Raw genomic sequence first — 17,355 nt, forward strand, 5'->3', positions numbered from 1 at the left:
TATACATTAACTTTCATAACTTCGGTAGCACTGATGATATTGCTTACACAAGCCACTGAAGCACATTACATACATTTCGCCTCTAATCACACACCTTTCTTACTAAGAATCGCATTTTTTATATTTTCTCCAGAGATAATAAAATTTCTCTGGACGCCCTCATTATAACGTGTATATTTATAAAATTAATATTTTTATATTTTCAGAAATATTAATTGGATATAATTTTATATGGATAACTTTTTACAGTTCGTATGTAACCCTTGTTCCTATCGCTTAAAACTGAATGAATTAGCATAAAACACAGTCATATATTATTTATTCAAGTTACTCATTATAAAGATACTTATATTCTCCTTTGTCAAAAAAATTCATTTTAATAAAAAAAGATATTCTAATAAATAATTAACGTGGTTAAAAAGAAATATTTTTTTGAATATACCAACCAATTTTCAGGATATATATTATCAACATTGCATTCATATACATTTTTAGGAAGATACTTTTTTTCTTGATAGCAATAAGAGGACTGCTACCATTTTACAAAAAACTACGCTAAACGCAAAAAACAAAATAAGCTACCCATATCGGGCAGCTTATTTACATAACAATTGTTATCAGAGGTGTGCAAACAACTCAATACAATGTCATCTTAATTCCAGTTTTTTTAACTCTTCTTCAGGAATATCTCTATGTTTATAATGAATCGTTTTTACATCGTTTCCCTTTATGCGAAAAGTAATTGTATCCTCTCCATAAGGCGGATTGTGTGCACCCTCAAAGGTTTGAATTTGAACAGTTACATAGAAAATAGAGTTTATTTCGTCTTTTTTTATTTCAAGTATTTTTTCAGAGCCTCGATCCCATAGTTTTGGTTCCTTATAATAGTTTTCAACTTCTTGACTTATCCGCTCTAATAAGAGATTCATGACTACTTCTTTTAAAAACTGTTTTGGTACAGGTATTCTGTTGATTTTCTTTCTTTTCACATCTATAATTTTCCAAAAATCACCGCTCTTTTCAACGGTATACAGAACATTTGTACCATCTGCTTTCCAAAGATGAAAATAACCTTTATTTCCCTTAATATATAATCGTGGTTCATCAATCCACTCACCTTCTGTTTGGAATATCCCTAGAAACAGTTGAGTAAGTGGTGTTATCTTATAACCTAATTGATTAAAATCACCAAACGAATAAAGTTCATAACCGGTTAAATCTATGTCAAAGCTTTCATTTCTATTATTTTCCATTTTCACAATTGCTTGAGCGGAAATACAGGGTAATAAAAAACTCAGAAAACATATGATGCTAATTATTTTTATTTTCATACCATCAATCACCTCTTTTATTAAAATGCAACAAAAGAGGTAATATTATTGCTTAGCTTATTGCACGTTTCAACCTATTAAAAGCAAATCATGTAATCTTTAAAACCTCTCGTTAACTAGCTCTTTTATCGAGTTTAATTTTGAAGAAAGCTCAATAAACCATTCTTCGTCCCCTGTTAATAATGCTAGGTCTATCAGATAAAGGATTTGCTCCTTATTTATTACCTTTGATTCAGGAAGTTTGTTAACATGTTTACTAAAGAGTAAAATCGCTTCGTTTATTGTGTATTTGTCGTCACGTTTCACAATACTAACTGTAACTACATTTTCCACTTCATCAAGTGATACAATGTAACCAACTATGAATTCCCCCTCATTTGATATTCCACGAACCCAATCTCCTACTTTTAAAACTTGATTATTATTTGACATCATACTTTTTCACCTTCTTATAAATATTTTTTGTAGCGATAAAAAAGAAATAAAAACGAAATCAAACTGTAATATTTTCCATTACATTTAAATGGTAAGAACTTACTGCTCTATATAACAGGTAAGCCGCTTAACGTTCTTGATTGATAAGATCAACAACTTCTTTCATTGTATAGTTCTTTAAGTATTCACCTAGATGTTCTTCCGCACCTAAGAAAATAGTGAACAGGACTTTTTGCATATTCAAACCTACAATACACTGATCATTTGATTCAGGACACTTAGGCTGCAACGCACCTTCAGAGGTTATCTGATATATATGCCAGAGGTTAACTTCACTTAAATCTCGAGCGAAAATAAAACCGCCACCAGTCCCTTCTTTCGATTGTATAAACTTATGTTTTTTTAACAAACTTAGCACTTTGCGAATGCGTACTGGATGAACACCTGCACTTTCTGAAATAGCATTACTTGTTGACATCCGGTCTGGCTGTAAAGCTAAATAAGTTAAACTGTGTATGGCCAAGGTAAAGTCGCTGTTCATTGTTTTCCTCCTACGATCAAAAATATTGTTTCTCCTATATTAACATACTGTAGCCATAAACATTACAGATAGGTTAGTTGAACGTTAAAATATATAAGAACCACTCTTAGCATAAAGCAATAGATTCCATAACTTCATTTAGCTTTTTAAGTTAAACATACATTTACAGACTCCATTGTTTCTTCACTTGTTCTTCTGCCAACTGTTTAATTTTTGTCCATATCGTATCTTTATTTACAATAACATTTGTTTGATAATTTCTATCGTTATAATTAACTGTAACGCATACTTCTATCATTTCCTGCTTCCTCTCCTTTCAAATAAATTTCTTATCTATATTTAAGTCCTGAAAAGTCTTGGGTTTAGTTAAAACCTCTGACTTGTAACTTCACTTTTTAAATCAGCCAATTTAAAAGCCCCACTGTTTTTTGACTTGTTCTTCTGCCAATTGTTTAATTTTTGTCCATATCGTATCTTTACTTACAATAACATTTGTTTGATAGTTTCTATCGTTATAATTGACTGTAACACATACTTCTATCATTTTCTGCTTCCTCCTTTCATACAACTTTTCCTAAAAATATTACTTATTAATTAGCCAGCTTTTGCAGTTCAATGTTCAAAAATGTTCGAACGCTACGTGGTAAAAACTTGCGAATTTCTTCGTCATTAAAACCAATCTGTAATCTTTTCTCGTCCAGCATAATTGGGCGACGCAACATTAGCGGATGCTCAATTATTAATTTATAAAATTCATTCAGCGAAAGCTCATCTATATTTATATTTAAGTCTTGAAAAGTTTTGGATCTAGTTGAAATTATTTCAGTAGCACCCTCTTCAGTTAAACGAAGAATGGATTTAAGTTCATCGACTGTCATAGAATTGGATACGATATTTTTTTCAATATAATCAATTTGATTCTCCTCCAGCCATGCTTTCGCTTTTCGGCATGAACCGCAGCTTGCTGTTGTATATAAAACCACCATATTTCACTCACTCCTTTAATATTCTTTATGAAACTTCAATTTTAAATATCAGTCATTTAAATGTATTAAAAAAAATTACAGTTCAGAATCAAATTCACGTAATGTTATTTATTCGGCAATGTTTCATTTATCTCTATTGTTCATGCTACATTTTACAGACGATAACAACTCACTTTTAAAAATCTTACTGTAATTTTAAACTTAACAGTTCGATTAATCAACTGTTAAGTCTTGGATTCATTTTAATAACAGAACAAATTGTTCTCATGTAAAATTCCCCATAGCATGATGGCTCCTTCAAAGCACATTTCACGCATTTCTTGCTTACAAGTGCTATTATGGATTATATTCATCCTAATAAAAAGTACGCACTTTAAAGTGTTATAGGCACTAAAAAGTAACATATGCATTTTCAAGTGCCATTCTGCTTATTTCTCTCTTACATCGGTTATTATGACCGATATTTCGCACAATAAATAGTACGCACTTTAAAGTGTTATAGGCACTAAAAAGAAATAATTTTAGTATTACAACGGATGTAGGCTCACAACTGTAATCTAAATTCATCAAAGGAGTTTTTTTATGAAGACATATAATATTCCTGTAGAAGCGACTTTAGAAGTTATTGGTGGAAAGTGGAAGGTTGTTATCCTTTGCCATTTAAAGAAAGGAACAAAAAGAACGAGCGAATTAAAACGTTTAATGCCTGGTATTACACAAAAAATGTTAACACAACAATTACGTGAACTAGAAGAAGACGATGTCATCCAAAGAAAAGTATATGACCAAGTGCCACCGAAAGTAGAGTATTCTTTAACGGATTATGGTTCATCCCTAGGAGCCATACTCGATTCCCTCTGCACTTGGGGAGAAGTTCATCTTGAAAAAAACGGAAATACGTCTATGCTTATTACAGCTGAATAATCATTGTTCCTACTATATTGAAGAAACAAAAATAGGTTGAGGCAATACGTGCCCCCAACCTATTTTTTATGCCTCTTTATAACTTTTTGCGGTAATGACTGTTTCGAATTCAAAGGTTTCCGGTAAATGGTCGGCGTAAGAGTACTCAAAAGTGCGTCCATCCGTTAAGTAGGCCACTTGTTCAACCCTCATTAAGAAATCTTGATTTGTTAAGTTCATAAACTGCTTTTCTTTATTATCCGGGCGAATTCCTTTGACCCTTACAACGGATGTTCCCACTTCAAGACCTAGTTTATTTTGAATGTGTGCGTAAATCGATTCCTCTAAAACAGAAGCATCAACACCTGGGATAACCGAAATAGGCATCCATGTATGCTCCATAATCGTTGGGATACTGTGAATGATGCGGAGGCGAATGATTTTATATACAAAATCCCCTACTGAAATGCCCAATTTTTCAGCAATGATTTCCTCGGCTCCGACAATCGTAAATTCGATAATTTTACTTTCTACCTCACTGCCGTAAACAGCTTTCGTACCTGTTAAAGTTTGAATCATTCGTGCCTTTTCCTGCTGACGCCAATCTTGAACGACTGTTCCACTTCCGCGCCGGCGGATGATATATCCGTCTCTAACTAACAAATCCAGCGCTTTTTTAATAGTAAGGACTGAAACGCAAAATTCTTCAGCAAGGACGGGGCTACTTGGAATTTTTTCGTTAATTTTATATTCGCCGTCTAAAATTTGCTGTTTCATTTTTTGATAAATGCCGAGGTATTTTACTTGTGTTGATCCGCTTGCCATTTCTATACCTCCTTTATGCTGTATTCCCTCTTCTATTCATTCAAGTTTAAAGCCTCAAGTTTGTAAACTGAAGGTGATGGGGCAGCAAATCCATTTTCTAAGATTTCAATATTCGTTACCGCTTCTTCGTCTTTCACAAGCTTTGGTGCACCATTTACGATTGTTTCATACGCCGCATCATAGAAACGACCGTAATCGCCAAGTGGCGTTTTAATTTGTTTTTCAATCCAATCACCGTTTGCATTTTTATATTTAGCAACCCCATAGTACATCGGCGAATCTTCACCAAATCCTGCACTCTCAGGCATAATACCCGCTTTCAGATCATTTTCCTGCTGATCTTCACCATATTTAATAAACGATCCATTTGTTCCATGGACGATAAAGCGTGGATAATCTTTCGCTACAACATGGTTCGTTTTCAGTTTAATTTTCAGCTTATTTCCGTAATGTAGACCAACATCGAAATAATTATCAACTGCATCTTCCACTTCATTATTACGAATATCGTATGTCACCGTATCTGGACGGCCAAATAGTGAAATCATACGGTCCATCGTATGAATACCTAAACTATAAAATGAACCTTCTTCTTTTGGACCTTCGTGAGTGATTGAACCCGGACGGAAATAATCAATATGTGATTCAACCTCAACGATATCACCAAGGAATCCTTGTTCTACAACTTGTTTCACCGCTAAAAAATCACCATCAAAACGGCGGTTTTGATAAGGCATAACTACTACACCTTTTTCTCGCCCTAAAGCTAACAATTCTTTCGCATGTTCTACTGTATCGCAAAATGGTTTTTCAACGATAACTGATTTTCCAGCAAGTATAACTTTTTTCGCTAATTCGTAATGTGTATGTGCTGGCGTACAGACCGTCACCACTTGAATTTCTTTATCATTCAACAATTCATCCAAATCAGTAGTGAAACTAACACCTTTTTCCTTATATGGAGCCGCTAATTCTTCATTAATTTGGCGAGCAAAAATCGTTTTTACTTTTATATTTTCACGTGTATTTACATACGGTAAGTGATAGCGGTTAGCTGATTTTCCAAATCCAATAAAGCCCATTGTTAATGTCATATTCTTCAACTTCCTTGCTCATAAATTTTTGATTCTACATTTATTATATATTTTTATTATTAAAAGTATATAGTTTTGATTTTAAATATATATAATAAATAAAAAAGTCGGGATACAAATCATTTCGATTTTCATCCCGAATTTTTACTTCAAATTATGGATTTATAAATTTAAACATTGTTTAAGTGCTATTAGATTACACTCTTATTCATACATATAAGAACGTGTCATCGGAATTGTATCGTTAATACCTTTTGTAAATACAAATTGATGTAAATCAATATTACCTGTGAAGAACGAAGCTGCACATGCATTTAAATATAAGCGCCACATACGAATGAATCGCTCATCTTTCGTTTTGCGAACTTCCTCCAGTACGTTTTCAAAATTTCGGGCCCAATGTTGTAATGTTTTCCCGTAATGTCTGCGTAAGCTTTCCACATCAACAATGAAAAATTGTTCGTTCGTCATGTTCGTGATTAATTCGTTAACAGCAGGAACATATCCGCCAGGGAATATATATTTTTCAATCCAACCATTCGTAGCACCACCATTGGCCGGAGAAGTAATACAATGAAGAAGAGAAATTCCACCATCGTTTAGCAGTTCATTCACTGTCTCAAAGTATTGCGTAATGTTGTCTTTTCCTACATGTTCAATCATACCTACACTAACAATTTTATCAAATTTACGATTCTTAATATCGCGGTAATCCAGTAAAGATACTTCAACTAAATCTGTAAGTCCCTCTTGTTTAATTCGCTCGGAAGTCTTAGCATATTGTTCCTCACTTAACGTTACTCCCATCGCTTTCACACCGTACTGCTTAGCGGCAGCTGTAATAAGCTCACCCCACCCGCAACCAATGTCTAATAGTGTATCACCTTTTTGAAGGTTCAACTTTTTCAAAATATGATTCACTTTATTATGCTGAGCTGTCGTTAAAGAATCTTGCTCATTTTGAAAATATGCACAAGAATATGTCATTGTTTCATCAAGCCACAATTTATAGAAATCGTTCCCAATATCATAATGATGAGCAATATCATCTTTATTTTTTTGTTTTGAGAAATTCCATTTACTTTTGAAATATTGCAACTTACTATCACCTAAAAAGCTATCCTGCCTTCTATAAATAGATTGAATTGCTTTTTCAAGATCCCCCTCTATTTCAAGGTCCCCATTCATATATGCTTCACCAAATGCAATAGAAGGATCCTTAGCAATCTCTTTTTTTGAAAGTGGCTTATGGAATGTTACATGAAATGGAGGTTCCCCTTCTCCATATTGGATTGTTTCTCCATTCCAAAGTGTAATTTGAACTGGATCTGAAAAAAGATTTTTGAGTATTTTTTTATAAAAAAGTTCTTCAACCATATAAACATCTCCTACTAAAAAATTGAACAAAAAACTATTCTAGTTAATAAGTCTTTTCGAACATAGCTTAAAACCGTTACGACTTCTTACTACGAGTGTCATTATAAAACGGTTATATGATGAAGCATAGTACGTACTTTAAAGTGATGAAGGCACTTTTAAGTACCTATAAAAACTTTAATCAATTATTCATCACGGCTAAAACAGCTGCTATTTTGGTATAGATTCTTACTTTTCACCGTAGTAACTTTCTAAAGTTTTATACTGAAAAAACACCACCTCTTCATTGGGTGGTATTTCAATATTACATATATAGATTTCACTTAACTTCACTATTTTTTCTATCTATGCATCGTTCTCCCCATACTGTTAATTGGTTTAATACATTTTGTAAAGACCAACCATAATCAGTTAAGGAGTATTCTACTCGAGGTGGAATTTCTTTATAGATTTTACGTGTAATCACACCATCTTCTTCTAACTCACGTAATTGTTGCGTTAACATTCTAACAGAAATTTCAGGAATCAAACGTTGCAACTCACTCGTTCGCTTCGTTCCTTTCGTTAAGTGACATAAAATGACGACCTTCCATTTTCCCCCGATAATTTCTAAAGTTGCTTCTATCGGTATATTATATTGTTTCACTCGGGTCTCCCCTCCTTTTTTCTAAATTCCTTCTCTATTGTTACGTAAAAATAAATAATTTTCTATACGGCACATTTTAGTTCCTACAGCACAAAAAAGTACCTATATTACCAAAAAGTAATTATGCCGTTTAAAAATCTCCCTATATACAAAAAGAAAAAACGAACGTATTCTCGTTCGTTTTTTTCTTGTTTATTCTGCTGTAATGAGCATAGACGTGTTGCCATTCTTTTCAAGATGATGTTCTCCCCAGTTACAAAGAGAATCGAGTATAGCATCTAAAGAATGACCGTATTCCGTTAACGAATACTCTACTTTTGGCGGCACTTGGTTATACACTTTTCTCTCGATTACACCGTCTTCTTCTAATTCACGTAATTGTTGCGTTAACATCTTTTGTGTAATACCAGACATTAATTGTTTTAATTCGCAAGTTCTCTTTTTGTCTTTCTTTAAATGACAAAGGATTACTACTTTCCACTTTCCACCGATAACCTCTAAAGTCGCCTCTACAGGAATATTGTATGTTTTCATATAAAAATCTCCTTTAATAATGTTATAAGGCAATTAAGCTAAAGATTTAAATATTACTTTTAAGTATCTATAGCACCTTAAAGTACGTACTTTTTACCCTGTTAAACATGTTTCATAATAGCATACGTAAACAGCAGATGAGTAGTACGGCACTAAAAAGTACCTGTATTACTTTTTAGTATCTATATTACTTTAAAGTACGTACTTTTCATTATGTAAAATACATTTCATAATAGCATTTGTAAGAGTTGAGTGAGTCATGCAGTGTTAGAAATTACCCATGTTATCTTTTAGTGCTAACGTACTTTTTTAACTGTTTATATACTTTTATCATGCCTTTTGTCAGACGATGAAATGACATGTTTTCATTTTCACATCCATTCACAATGATGAATTAATTTTTAAATACATTTTAGGGGGATATTTATAATGAGTAAATTACTAAAAGAAAAAATTGGTTTTGGTACAGCACCACTAGGAAATATGTACCGTAATATTCCAGAAGAAGAAGCAATCGCTACAGTGGATGCTGCTTGGGATAATGGCGTTCGTTACTTTGATACAGCTCCACTTTATGGATCTGGCTTAGCGGAGATTCGTCTTGGTGAAGCACTATCAAAAAGAAATCGTGATGATTACTTTTTAAGTACGAAAGTAGGTCGAACGATTTCAGATGAACTAGAAGATCCATCTGCACGTGATTTAGGTGAAAAAGGCGGACTGTTCGAATTTGGCCGTAAAAATAAAATGATCAATGACTATAGCGCAGACGCAACACTTCGTTCTATCGAGCAAAGTTTGAAACGTTTAAAAACAGATCGTCTAGACTTTGTTTTCATTCATGATTTAGCACAAGACTTTTATGGTGATGAGTGGATTTCACAATTTGAAATCGCTCGAACAGGAGCATTCCGTGCACTAACACGTTTACGTGAAGAAGGAGTCATTAAAGGCTGGGGGCTAGGAGTAAACAAAGTAGAATCAATTGAACTTATGCTTGATTTAGAAGAAGCGAAGCCAAATATATCCTTACTAGCTGGTCGTTATTCATTATTAGACCACGAGCGTGCCTTACAACGAGTAATGCCTGCAGCTGTTAAGCATAATATGGATATTGTTGTTGGTGGCCCATATAGCTCAGGTATTCTTGCTGGAGGCGCTCACTTCGAATATCAAAAAGCATCGCCAGAAATTATTGCAAAAGTTGAGAAAATCAAAGCTCTTGCAGATCGTCACGAAATTAGCATCAAGGCTGCTGCATTACAATTTTCATTAGCGAATCCAGCAGTTGCTGCTGTTGTTCCTGGTGCAAGTAAACCAGAACGAATTGTAGAAGATCAAAACGCCTTAAACACAATAATTCCAGCAGCATTCTGGGAAGAAATGCGCGAACAAAAACTAGTAGCACCCAACGCACCACTACCAATCAACGTAAAATAATTTGAAACCTTAATTAGTAGGGCAATCCCCCACTGATTATTTGCTCGCAAATATCGAGATAAAAAGGAGCATAATGAACATGGCACATATTACTACATCTATGGAAATTTTCGGTTCACCTGAACAAGTATGGCAATTAATCGGAGGATTCAACTCCCTTCCAGACTGGTTACCTTATATACCGAGCAGTAAATTAACGGAAGGCGGTCGTGTACGTCATCTAGCTAATCCAGATGGTGATACAATTATAGAACGCTTAGAAGTATTCAATGAGAAAGAACGCTACTACACGTATTCAATCATGAATTCACCATTCCCAGTCACTAATTATCTATCTACAATCCAGGTGAAAGAAGGTACTGAAAGTAACACATCGTTAGTAGAGTGGTCTGGTACTTTCACTCCTGTAGAGGTTAGTGATGAAGAGGCAATTAATCTGTTTCATGGTATTTACAGTGATGGACTGAAAGCATTGCAGCAAGCATTTCTAGACTAACTACTAAAAACAATAAAAAGCAAAGCGATATCGCTTTGCTTTTTTATAAAATCCCTTTTAACTTTTCACCAATTAACTTCGCTACATACTTATAGCCTTCTGGTCCAAAGTGTAATCCATCTTTTTCATCATTTTCTAGAAACCTTTTATAATTCCGTTCTTGAATCATTTCAGCATACAAATTTAGAAAATAACTTTCTGTTTCTTTCGTCACTTCCTCTGCGACGTCTGCATACTGACCGAGCACTTCATTTGTTCTATTATGCTGTCGTTCTTCATCAACTGGTGCAGGACTAATCAGTAATACTTTATTTGATGAAATCTGTTTCACAATCTGCTCTAAGTTTTCTTTATATTCCTGTAGTGACGTTTGTGAAAAAGATACCGCATCATTCGTGCCAAGAAAAACTGTTACAAAATCTGGTTTATATGATAATACATCTTCTTTAATCCTTTTTAACGCATCAAACGTATTATCACCTGGAACACCTGCATTCACTACTTTCCAATTCGGAAACATCTCTCCCAAACGTGGTGTTAACCTCGGCGTTCCATTGAAGAACATTTCATCAGCTGTAATACTATCCCCAAAGCATACTAACGTTTTCATAAAACTAACTCTCCTTTTACGTATGAAACAACTTTCCTTCTACCGCCTTAATATATCTTTCAGCAGAACGTTCCACTGCCTCATTTGCATGTTCTTTTACTACTCGATGAAAAGCGTTGTATAACCGATTAAACTGTAACGGCTTCACTCGATTCACCATTTCTTCCACTTTTCTCGCTGGTAATGGAATTAAGTTTGGATAGCTGTACATGAAGCTTACCCATCGCTCATCCGCTACAACTTGAATAATATCACCCGTTAACAAAATCCCTTTTCCATCATTACCTTCTTCCCAATGTAAGACAGATCCACCTTTAAAATGACCTCCTAAACGATAAATGACCAAGCCATCAGCTAATTGTAAAGACTCACCAGACCAATAAATAATACGACTACTTGGGCGCATTACCCACTCTTTATCATCTTCGTGTATATAAATTGGTACATCAAATGTTTCTGCCCATTCTACTTGCGTTGAATAATAATGCGGGTGAGATAATGCAATTGCATCTAATCCACCAAGCTCTTTTATTTTCGTAATTGTCGTTTCATCTAAATAAGTAATACAGTCCCACAGTAAACGATATGACTCTGTTTTCACTACATATGTCGTTTGACCGATCGCAAATCCTGGTTTTGTTGTAATACTATAAAGCCCATTTTCCTCTTCGATTATTTCATTTTTATATGTATCACTTGTTTGTAAGCTTTCTAGTGTCGTCCAAGATTGCCCTTTCGGATTCACATATTGTCTCTCTTCATCACAAATATGACAACTCACCGGTTCTTCTACACTCGCTGCATACTGCACGCCACACGTTGTACAAACAAAATTTTTCATCATAATTTCCCCTGTCCCTAAATTTTTATTAAGCTGATTTTCGTTGATACTGATCTGCTTTTTTGTTTTCAATTAATAAACTTATAAAAGTAAGGAAATAAACAGCTGTAACCGATAAGGGAATTACAGTGAATCCTTTTTCGCTTCTGAAACATTCATCTCACTATCTCCCCAAAAATATTTGTACTATAAAGTCACCTCAACCTCGCCCATCCAATAACGCCAAGCTGCTAAATAATTTTCTAAATCTTTCGGGTGGTGCCTTAAACATGTATCTATACGCAAATATAATCCTATGACTATTTCTTCATATAAATCACTTTCTTTTTTATGAAATACACACTGTTTCATCGCATAATGAATTGTTTCTTTTGTTACATCTTCCGGGGTTGAACAGAATGCATAAATTAAATCGTATATAGGATCTCCTAACACTGGTAAAGGATCAATTACACCATGCAGCTTATTCCTTTGAAATATAAAATTATGAAATCCAAGATCACCATGTAATAAAAATGGCTGATTTATTCCAGTCCCCCTACTTGAACTATTTGCTAATTTAAGAACCGTTCTATACTCTTCTTCACTTATGTAACGTTTTACATTTTCATAAGCTTCCATCACATTTGTCGTTAAAAATTCATTCCAAGATTGAACCGGGCTTTCTTTCCATCCCCAGCCACTCGCCTTTTGAACTATTTCATACTTATTAATAGCCTCTTTTACAAGAGTGCTAAGCGTACTTCGTTTATGTCCTCGTTCGCACGAAGTACTACCTTCAAGGAAAGAATACACAATATATGTATATAAAGGCTCCTTATACAAAAGCTTTGAAAACAAAGTATTCCCCTCATAAAAAGAAAGAAAATAGGCTTCTTCACGTATTACTTCCTCTTCATTCAGCTTTACAACGTATTTTCCGTCCAATAAATATACAGTACTTGTCGTTCCTCCGTTCAGCACTTTTATGCTATTTGGATAATGTGAAATCACGTTCTCCTTAACTAGTTGTGCCGCAATTATTGAAATGTCCATTCCCTCACCCTTTAATCTCGAAGATTCCCGCAATTCAAAAGACAACTTTACTATTATTTGACAAACAAATAGGAAATCCCTTCAAAAATCTTAATATAACAAAAAATCACTTACTTTTATATTTCAAAAATAAGGAAATACTAACAACAACGTTACATACATATAGGAGGACAATATGAAACCTGAATTTTTAAAAGCTGTACATGATGCCATCGGAAATGTCGAACACATTCATATAGAGGAAAGCGGTGCTGACAGCTTACTTATCCATCATGATGATGCACAGCAGTTACAACAAGTCGCTAAAACGCTAGAAAATAACAATTTTCGCTCTGCTTTAAGAACAACTGGAGATGCTTCGTATATTGAAGTATTGAACAGATAATGAAAGTCCGGATGTATGCCGGGCTTTCTTTTTTATCCCGCATTAACGGGCAGTAAGACCCTCACCTCAAAATTCAACGGAAGCAAAGAAGTTAGGTGGGGGATCAACTGCCCGTAAAAGCCCGATTGGTTCAACTAATAATCAGTGGGGATGCCCCACCCACTGATTAAAGTTTCACTTTATATTGAAACTTCAAATTCTTTTACATACACCGCTGTTCCAGCAATATCAATTTGTAAATTCGCATTCCCTTCAACTTTCGTTACATACACCGTTACACGACCATCTTTATGTATTTCCTGTCCTTGTTCAACAATTAACTCCATTTCATGGTCAAAATCTTTTTCCAAATACATCGCATAATACGCCCCCATTACACCTGAAGCTGTTCCTGTCACTGGATCTTCTATTGTTCCAGCATAAGCCGATGAGAAATGACGTCCATGCATTTGTGCTAGTTCATCATAAGTTTCTAGACAAACTGGATGAATAGAAGCGTTAGGTATTTCTTTTAATACTGATGGAAACATCTCATTGTTAGGCTTCATTCTCTCACACGCATCTAGATTTTTAATCGGTACAATTACAGTCCAGTTCCCCGTACTTCCATATACAATCGGTAAACTTACATCTAAATCATTTACTTCTAAACCGATACTATGAGCTAATTCTTCTGTTGAACCTGTAAATTCTTTAAACTGAAGTGCTGCCTGCCTCATTTTAATAAAGGCTTCTCCATTTTCTTTTACACCTATTTGTATCGGTAAAATCCCAGCCTTCGTTTCAATCGTAAGGTTATTTTTCTCTTCTAATAACCCTCTTTCACGCAAAGCAAATATTGTTGCAACTGTCCCATGACCACATAAATCCATTTCAAAACCAGGTGTAAAGTAGCGCATTCTTATATCTCCTACTTCTGAGGAAAGAACAAAAGTTGTTTCGTTATATCCAACTTTTTCAGCAATAATTTGCATTTCCTCTTCCGTTAATCCATCTGCCTCTAATACAATACCTGCTGGATTCCCCATATTTGGTTTATTCGTAAATGTGTCATAATGAAATACGTTTATAGTCTTCATTTTCTTTTCTCCTAACCTTCTTTAAAAATTTTATAATAAAGCTCTATCTCCGTTTTCAACGAACAATTATTTCTCCAAAATATTCTCTGCATCTTTTCATTTGAAGTATGTGTGCTTCCGATGTAATAAGTAGCCCCTATTTCCTTTAACATATGTAAAGATTGAAGATGCAGCCGGGAAGCAATTCCTTTCCCACGATAATAAGGCATTACTCCAAAGTAAAATAATCGTCCTTCACTTTCTGTTCCAGTTTCTATATGCGGTATGGACATACCAATCGGCTCATTTTTATCATAAAAAACAATACATGACTTTTCCCAGCCCTTACCTAACTCTGTTTGTACAGAATAAAAATGTTCATCGATAGTTAAAATTGAAGTTTGATTCCCTGAACCCGACATACATTGTTCCCAAATATATTTAAAATCTTTTTCCGATAACGTTCCTTCTGCTATTGATCGATATGTATATTGTCTTTCAAGCTCTTCTACATTGTTCAATTCTCTACATACTTCTATCTTTGCGGCATACAAAGAAAAACCGGCATCAAGTAACACTTTTGCGCTTGAGTTATGACTACTAAACCTTTTGTTTAATACAATACTCGCTCTTTTTAACTCCCAATTAAAACAAACCTCTTCAAATCTACTTATCTTTTCTTTATATGTTTGTACGTTATACAAAACGTCTTCTTCGATTTCTTCAATCGTTACTGCATTTGGTAAGCCATTTAATACTTTTTTAGAAGGGCCAAACAGATTCTGAATGATTGCAAGATCATATATCACCATTTTAATTCACCTACACCTGGCTCAATAAACTTGCCTGAAACATCCTCGTTTGAATCTATTACCCAATCATATATATTTTTTGCTCCTTTAGCCGGAGTCATATTCGCATCTAAAGCACCAATGTCAGTCTTTAATTTTCCAGGGTGAATAGCAGTTACACGAATTCCTTTATCCTCAAACTCTTGTTGTAAACAGAGCGTTAACATATTTTGTGCAGCTTTAGCAATTCGATATGAATATGAAAACTGACCTTGTGGAAACTCTTTGTTCGCCATTTTATGCAATGAACCTAACCGAGAGGACACATTTATGATTCTCGGATGATCCGATTTAGCTAAAGCCATATATGTACCTTTTACAGCTCGAATTACACCTAAGCAATGAATATTAAATAAGTCCGTTAACTCTTCTGAATTTGTATGTAAAACCTCAGTCTCCTTTCCAGTAATTCCTGCGTTATTGATAACTAGATCAATATACTCTGTATATTCCTCAATCTGATTTTTCATTTGCTCCGTACTCTCATCAGCCGATAAGTCTGCCAATATAGGAAAACATCTACAACTAAACATTTGCTTCAATTGCGTTACCGCAATCTTAGTTCTAACTAACGGATAAACAATATGCCCATTTTCATGAAATACTTTTACTAACTGTAACCCTAACCCGCGATTTCCACCTGTAATTAGAACCCTCATATATCCATCTCCTTATTTTTAAAATAAATAAGAAAATCTATCCACTTACCATTCTCTAAAGAAAACGCCTCTCTCTTGCATTCAAAAGAAAAACCTGCTCTTTCCGCAAGACGAACGGATGGCTCATTATCAACACGTATATGTAATTCAATTCTATGAAAATAAAGACGATTAAAAAATAACGGTAACGCAGCTTTTACACTTTCTTCCCCATATCCATTTTTCCAATATTGATTATGAATTGAGTAGCCCATCATTGCCCACTGATAATCCATACGTAAAATCTTTATAAGTTCTAGCTTTCCAATATTAGCTCCGTCTTCTTTACGAAAAATGCCTAATACATACATCTCATCTCGATGTGCTGCTTCATCAAAGCCTCTTATCCATTCCGTGAACCATTCTTTTGTTGATGATGCCATAACTTGATAACCATCGTCATATTTATACTGGGATGGTAACCTCTTATTAAATCCATCTAACCAACTTTCATAATCATCATTTTGGAACGGACGGATCATGAGTCTCTCTGTCTCTACCTCTAATAGCGGCAGCTTCATTTACATCTCTTCCCTTTATTAATATTTAAATATTCTTTATTATCTTACACAAAATACAAAATCTAGTAAATTATTATGTTTTTGATAAACAAGGTTCTATTAAAATGCAAAAGGAAACCCTGTTCTAAAGGTTTTCCTTTTGTCATCATACTCTATTTAAAACCTTGTATTCTGTCTTTAATATTCCATACACATCAACATCTTCATATGTATTTAATAAAAGTCTATTCTGTCTTAATGTGCCTTCTTTACGTAAGCCCGACTTCTCTAACACTTTAATTGATGATCGGTTTCTAGAAATGGCAGATGCCCAAATTTTATTTAACCCTAATTCGATAAAGCCAAATTGAATCATTCTGTTTACAGCCTCAGTTGCAAAACCCTTTCCCCAATAATTCTTACCAATCCAATAACCAAGTTCACCTCTATTGTTACCCTTGTCAATTCTTAGTGTAATTGTACCTACAATTTCTCTTGATTCTTTAGAGACAATTCCTAAAGGATATTCGATTCCTTTCCTTATAAGTTCTGGTTGCATATCAACCCAATCTTGCGCGAACTCTAATTTATATGGGTGTGGAAGCCCAAGAATATTAGCTAATTCCTTATCATTAGCTAACTCTTTAATTCTAAACACGTCATCATTAGTAAAAGGTTCTATACATAAATGCTCAGTTTCTAATTTTATAGCCATAGTTTCTCCCCCTAGTACTGAAATTAGTTAGCTCCCTTTATTTTCAATATTGCA

At 34.3% G+C, this 17,355-nt stretch carries 23 protein-coding genes and 1 pseudogene; 4 read left to right on the plus strand and 20 right to left on the minus strand.

What is annotated here, in order from left to right; all coding sequences use genetic code 11:
- Positions 1-647: 647 nt before the first annotated feature.
- The 6 genes from AC2CGR_RS11945 to spxA all read right to left on the minus strand — a co-directional run bounded on the left by AC2CGR_RS11945 (position 648) and on the right by spxA (position 3,293).
- Entirely contained in the window at positions 648-1,331 is a 684-nt protein-coding gene (locus AC2CGR_RS11945) for a DUF3888 domain-containing protein (RefSeq protein WP_484480859.1), read from the minus strand.
- A gap of 99 nt (positions 1,332-1,430) precedes the next feature.
- Positions 1,431-1,766 (minus strand): IDEAL domain-containing protein, encoded by a 336-nt coding sequence (locus AC2CGR_RS11950; protein WP_484480860.1) that lies wholly within the window; start codon positions 1,764-1,766, stop codon positions 1,431-1,433.
- A gap of 127 nt (positions 1,767-1,893) precedes the next feature.
- Positions 1,894-2,307 (minus strand): Rrf2-family transcriptional regulator SaiR, encoded by a 414-nt coding sequence (gene saiR / locus AC2CGR_RS11955; RefSeq protein ID WP_087967544.1) that lies wholly within the window; start codon positions 2,305-2,307, stop codon positions 1,894-1,896.
- A 163-nt stretch (positions 2,308-2,470) separates the two neighbouring features.
- Positions 2,471-2,605: a BA3454 family stress response protein gene (locus tag AC2CGR_RS11960; protein ID WP_000573529.1), complete on the minus strand. Its 135-nt coding sequence runs from the start codon at positions 2,603-2,605 to the stop codon at positions 2,471-2,473.
- Between the two features lie 111 nt (positions 2,606-2,716).
- On the minus strand, positions 2,717-2,851 hold the full coding sequence (locus AC2CGR_RS11965; protein ID WP_029440937.1) for a BA3454 family stress response protein: 135 nt from the start codon (positions 2,849-2,851) through the stop codon (positions 2,717-2,719).
- 46 nt (positions 2,852-2,897) lie between these two features.
- Positions 2,898-3,293, minus strand: a complete 396-nt coding sequence (gene spxA / locus AC2CGR_RS11970) for a transcriptional regulator SpxA (RefSeq protein WP_087967542.1) — start codon at positions 3,291-3,293, stop codon at positions 2,898-2,900.
- Between the two features lie 582 nt (positions 3,294-3,875).
- On the opposite strand from spxA, the gene AC2CGR_RS11975 reads away from it, so the two are divergent.
- The gene (locus tag AC2CGR_RS11975) at positions 3,876-4,217 is read left to right on the plus strand and encodes a winged helix-turn-helix transcriptional regulator (RefSeq protein ID WP_029440935.1); all 342 of its coding nucleotides are present in this window, start codon (positions 3,876-3,878) and stop codon (positions 4,215-4,217) included.
- 66 nt (positions 4,218-4,283) lie between these two features.
- On the opposite strand, the gene AC2CGR_RS11980 is transcribed toward AC2CGR_RS11975, so the two are convergent.
- From AC2CGR_RS11980 to AC2CGR_RS12000, 5 genes are all read right to left on the minus strand, one after another.
- A complete protein-coding gene (locus AC2CGR_RS11980) occupies positions 4,284-5,021 on the minus strand; it encodes a GntR family transcriptional regulator (protein WP_087967538.1) in 738 nt (245 codons plus the stop codon).
- A gap of 32 nt (positions 5,022-5,053) precedes the next feature.
- Positions 5,054-6,115 carry an oxidoreductase gene (locus tag AC2CGR_RS11985; RefSeq protein WP_087967536.1) on the minus strand — a complete coding sequence of 354 codons (1,062 nt, stop codon included), beginning with the start codon at positions 6,113-6,115 and terminating at the stop codon, positions 5,054-5,056.
- Positions 6,116-6,319: 204 nt separating this feature from the next.
- Positions 6,320-7,492, minus strand: coding sequence for a cyclopropane-fatty-acyl-phospholipid synthase (locus AC2CGR_RS11990; protein ID WP_484480861.1), 1,173 nt, complete (start codon positions 7,490-7,492; stop codon positions 6,320-6,322).
- A gap of 319 nt (positions 7,493-7,811) precedes the next feature.
- Entirely contained in the window at positions 7,812-8,138 is a 327-nt protein-coding gene (locus AC2CGR_RS11995; RefSeq protein WP_131100337.1) for a winged helix-turn-helix transcriptional regulator, read from the minus strand.
- A gap of 192 nt (positions 8,139-8,330) precedes the next feature.
- The gene (locus AC2CGR_RS12000; RefSeq protein WP_000860823.1) at positions 8,331-8,672 is read right to left on the minus strand and encodes a winged helix-turn-helix transcriptional regulator; all 342 of its coding nucleotides are present in this window, start codon (positions 8,670-8,672) and stop codon (positions 8,331-8,333) included.
- 429 nt (positions 8,673-9,101) lie between these two features.
- Here AC2CGR_RS12000 and AC2CGR_RS12005 point away from each other — a divergent pair, with 429 nt between their 5' ends.
- The gene (locus AC2CGR_RS12005) at positions 9,102-10,112 is read left to right on the plus strand and encodes an aldo/keto reductase (RefSeq protein WP_484480862.1); all 1,011 of its coding nucleotides are present in this window, start codon (positions 9,102-9,104) and stop codon (positions 10,110-10,112) included.
- Positions 10,113-10,191: 79 nt separating this feature from the next.
- On the plus strand, positions 10,192-10,608 hold the full coding sequence (locus AC2CGR_RS12010) for an SRPBCC family protein (protein WP_087967527.1): 417 nt from the start codon (positions 10,192-10,194) through the stop codon (positions 10,606-10,608).
- Between the two features lie 43 nt (positions 10,609-10,651).
- On the opposite strand, the gene AC2CGR_RS12015 is transcribed toward AC2CGR_RS12010, so the two are convergent.
- The 4 genes and pseudogenes from AC2CGR_RS12015 to AC2CGR_RS12030 form a co-directional block, all read right to left on the minus strand.
- A complete protein-coding gene (locus AC2CGR_RS12015) occupies positions 10,652-11,218 on the minus strand; it encodes an SGNH/GDSL hydrolase family protein (protein ID WP_484480863.1) in 567 nt (188 codons plus the stop codon).
- A gap of 16 nt (positions 11,219-11,234) precedes the next feature.
- Positions 11,235-12,062 (minus strand): MBL fold metallo-hydrolase, encoded by an 828-nt coding sequence (locus tag AC2CGR_RS12020; protein ID WP_270184925.1) that lies wholly within the window; start codon positions 12,060-12,062, stop codon positions 11,235-11,237.
- Positions 12,063-12,087: 25 nt separating this feature from the next.
- Positions 12,088-12,204 (minus strand): annotated as a pseudogene (locus tag AC2CGR_RS12025) (DUF7010 family protein); the annotation flags it as partial.
- Between the two features lie 41 nt (positions 12,205-12,245).
- On the minus strand, positions 12,246-13,094 hold the full coding sequence (locus AC2CGR_RS12030) for an aminoglycoside phosphotransferase family protein (protein ID WP_484480864.1): 849 nt from the start codon (positions 13,092-13,094) through the stop codon (positions 12,246-12,248).
- 175 nt (positions 13,095-13,269) lie between these two features.
- Between AC2CGR_RS12030 and AC2CGR_RS12035 the strand changes: the two genes are divergently transcribed.
- Positions 13,270-13,479: a hypothetical protein gene (locus tag AC2CGR_RS12035; RefSeq protein ID WP_000801653.1), complete on the plus strand. Its 210-nt coding sequence runs from the start codon at positions 13,270-13,272 to the stop codon at positions 13,477-13,479.
- 179 nt (positions 13,480-13,658) lie between these two features.
- Here AC2CGR_RS12035 and AC2CGR_RS12040 read toward each other — a convergent pair whose 3' ends face one another.
- The 5 genes from AC2CGR_RS12040 to AC2CGR_RS12060 all read right to left on the minus strand — a co-directional run bounded on the left by AC2CGR_RS12040 (position 13,659) and on the right by AC2CGR_RS12060 (position 17,301).
- Positions 13,659-14,558 carry a PhzF family phenazine biosynthesis isomerase gene (locus tag AC2CGR_RS12040; RefSeq protein ID WP_484480865.1) on the minus strand — a complete coding sequence of 300 codons (900 nt, stop codon included), beginning with the start codon at positions 14,556-14,558 and terminating at the stop codon, positions 13,659-13,661.
- A gap of 11 nt (positions 14,559-14,569) precedes the next feature.
- Positions 14,570-15,346, minus strand: a complete 777-nt coding sequence (locus AC2CGR_RS12045; RefSeq protein WP_000638684.1) for a GNAT family N-acetyltransferase — start codon at positions 15,344-15,346, stop codon at positions 14,570-14,572.
- Positions 15,343-16,047 (minus strand): SDR family NAD(P)-dependent oxidoreductase, encoded by a 705-nt coding sequence (locus tag AC2CGR_RS12050; RefSeq protein ID WP_087967515.1) that lies wholly within the window; start codon positions 16,045-16,047, stop codon positions 15,343-15,345. The genes AC2CGR_RS12045 and AC2CGR_RS12050 overlap by 4 nt, the downstream gene beginning before the upstream one ends.
- Entirely contained in the window at positions 16,044-16,607 is a 564-nt protein-coding gene (locus AC2CGR_RS12055; protein ID WP_131100361.1) for a GNAT family N-acetyltransferase, read from the minus strand. The genes AC2CGR_RS12050 and AC2CGR_RS12055 overlap by 4 nt, the downstream gene beginning before the upstream one ends.
- A 145-nt stretch (positions 16,608-16,752) precedes the next feature.
- Positions 16,753-17,301, minus strand: coding sequence for a GNAT family N-acetyltransferase (locus AC2CGR_RS12060; protein ID WP_087967512.1), 549 nt, complete (start codon positions 17,299-17,301; stop codon positions 16,753-16,755).
- Between the last annotated feature and the right edge of the window lie 54 nt (positions 17,302-17,355).

Source organism: Bacillus sp. LSHTCR4 (assembly GCF_057197025.1).

Bases quoted from the DNA above. Each gene is read 5' to 3' on its own strand.
- AC2CGR_RS11980 (WP_087967538.1), bottom strand. From the start codon at position 5,021: ATGGCAAGCGGATCAACACAAGTAAAATACCTCGGCATTTATCAAAAA.
- AC2CGR_RS12000 (WP_000860823.1), bottom strand. From the start codon at position 8,672: ATGAAAACATACAATATTCCTGTAGAGGCGACTTTAGAGGTTATCGGT.
- AC2CGR_RS12055 (WP_131100361.1), bottom strand. From the start codon at position 16,607: ATGAAGCTGCCGCTATTAGAGGTAGAGACAGAGAGACTCATGATCCGT.
- AC2CGR_RS12005 (WP_484480862.1), top strand. From the start codon at position 9,102: ATGAGTAAATTACTAAAAGAAAAAATTGGTTTTGGTACAGCACCACTA.
- AC2CGR_RS12040 (WP_484480865.1), bottom strand. From the start codon at position 14,558: ATGAAGACTATAAACGTATTTCATTATGACACATTTACGAATAAACCA.
- AC2CGR_RS11975 (WP_029440935.1), top strand. From the start codon at position 3,876: ATGAAGACATATAATATTCCTGTAGAAGCGACTTTAGAAGTTATTGGT.
- AC2CGR_RS12060 (WP_087967512.1), bottom strand. From the start codon at position 17,301: ATGGCTATAAAATTAGAAACTGAGCATTTATGTATAGAACCTTTTACT.
- AC2CGR_RS11965 (WP_029440937.1), bottom strand. From the start codon at position 2,851: ATGATAGAAGTATGTGTTACAGTCAATTATAACGATAGAAACTATCAA.
- spxA (WP_087967542.1), bottom strand. From the start codon at position 3,293: ATGGTGGTTTTATATACAACAGCAAGCTGCGGTTCATGCCGAAAAGCG.
- AC2CGR_RS12035 (WP_000801653.1), top strand. From the start codon at position 13,270: ATGAAACCTGAATTTTTAAAAGCTGTACATGATGCCATCGGAAATGTC.
- AC2CGR_RS12015 (WP_484480863.1), bottom strand. From the start codon at position 11,218: ATGAAAACGTTAGTATGCTTTGGGGATAGTATTACAGCTGATGAAATG.
- AC2CGR_RS11945 (WP_484480859.1), bottom strand. From the start codon at position 1,331: ATGAAAATAAAAATAATTAGCATCATATGTTTTCTGAGTTTTTTATTA.
- AC2CGR_RS11990 (WP_484480861.1), bottom strand. From the start codon at position 7,492: ATGGTTGAAGAACTTTTTTATAAAAAAATACTCAAAAATCTTTTTTCA.
- AC2CGR_RS12020 (WP_270184925.1), bottom strand. From the start codon at position 12,062: ATGATGAAAAATTTTGTTTGTACAACGTGTGGCGTGCAGTATGCAGCG.
- AC2CGR_RS12050 (WP_087967515.1), bottom strand. From the start codon at position 16,047: ATGAGGGTTCTAATTACAGGTGGAAATCGCGGGTTAGGGTTACAGTTA.
- AC2CGR_RS12030 (WP_484480864.1), bottom strand. From the start codon at position 13,094: ATGGACATTTCAATAATTGCGGCACAACTAGTTAAGGAGAACGTGATT.
- AC2CGR_RS11985 (WP_087967536.1), bottom strand. From the start codon at position 6,115: ATGACATTAACAATGGGCTTTATTGGATTTGGAAAATCAGCTAACCGC.
- saiR (WP_087967544.1), bottom strand. From the start codon at position 2,307: ATGAACAGCGACTTTACCTTGGCCATACACAGTTTAACTTATTTAGCT.
- AC2CGR_RS12010 (WP_087967527.1), top strand. From the start codon at position 10,192: ATGGCACATATTACTACATCTATGGAAATTTTCGGTTCACCTGAACAA.
- AC2CGR_RS11950 (WP_484480860.1), bottom strand. From the start codon at position 1,766: ATGATGTCAAATAATAATCAAGTTTTAAAAGTAGGAGATTGGGTTCGT.
- AC2CGR_RS11960 (WP_000573529.1), bottom strand. From the start codon at position 2,605: ATGATAGAAGTATGCGTTACAGTTAATTATAACGATAGAAATTATCAA.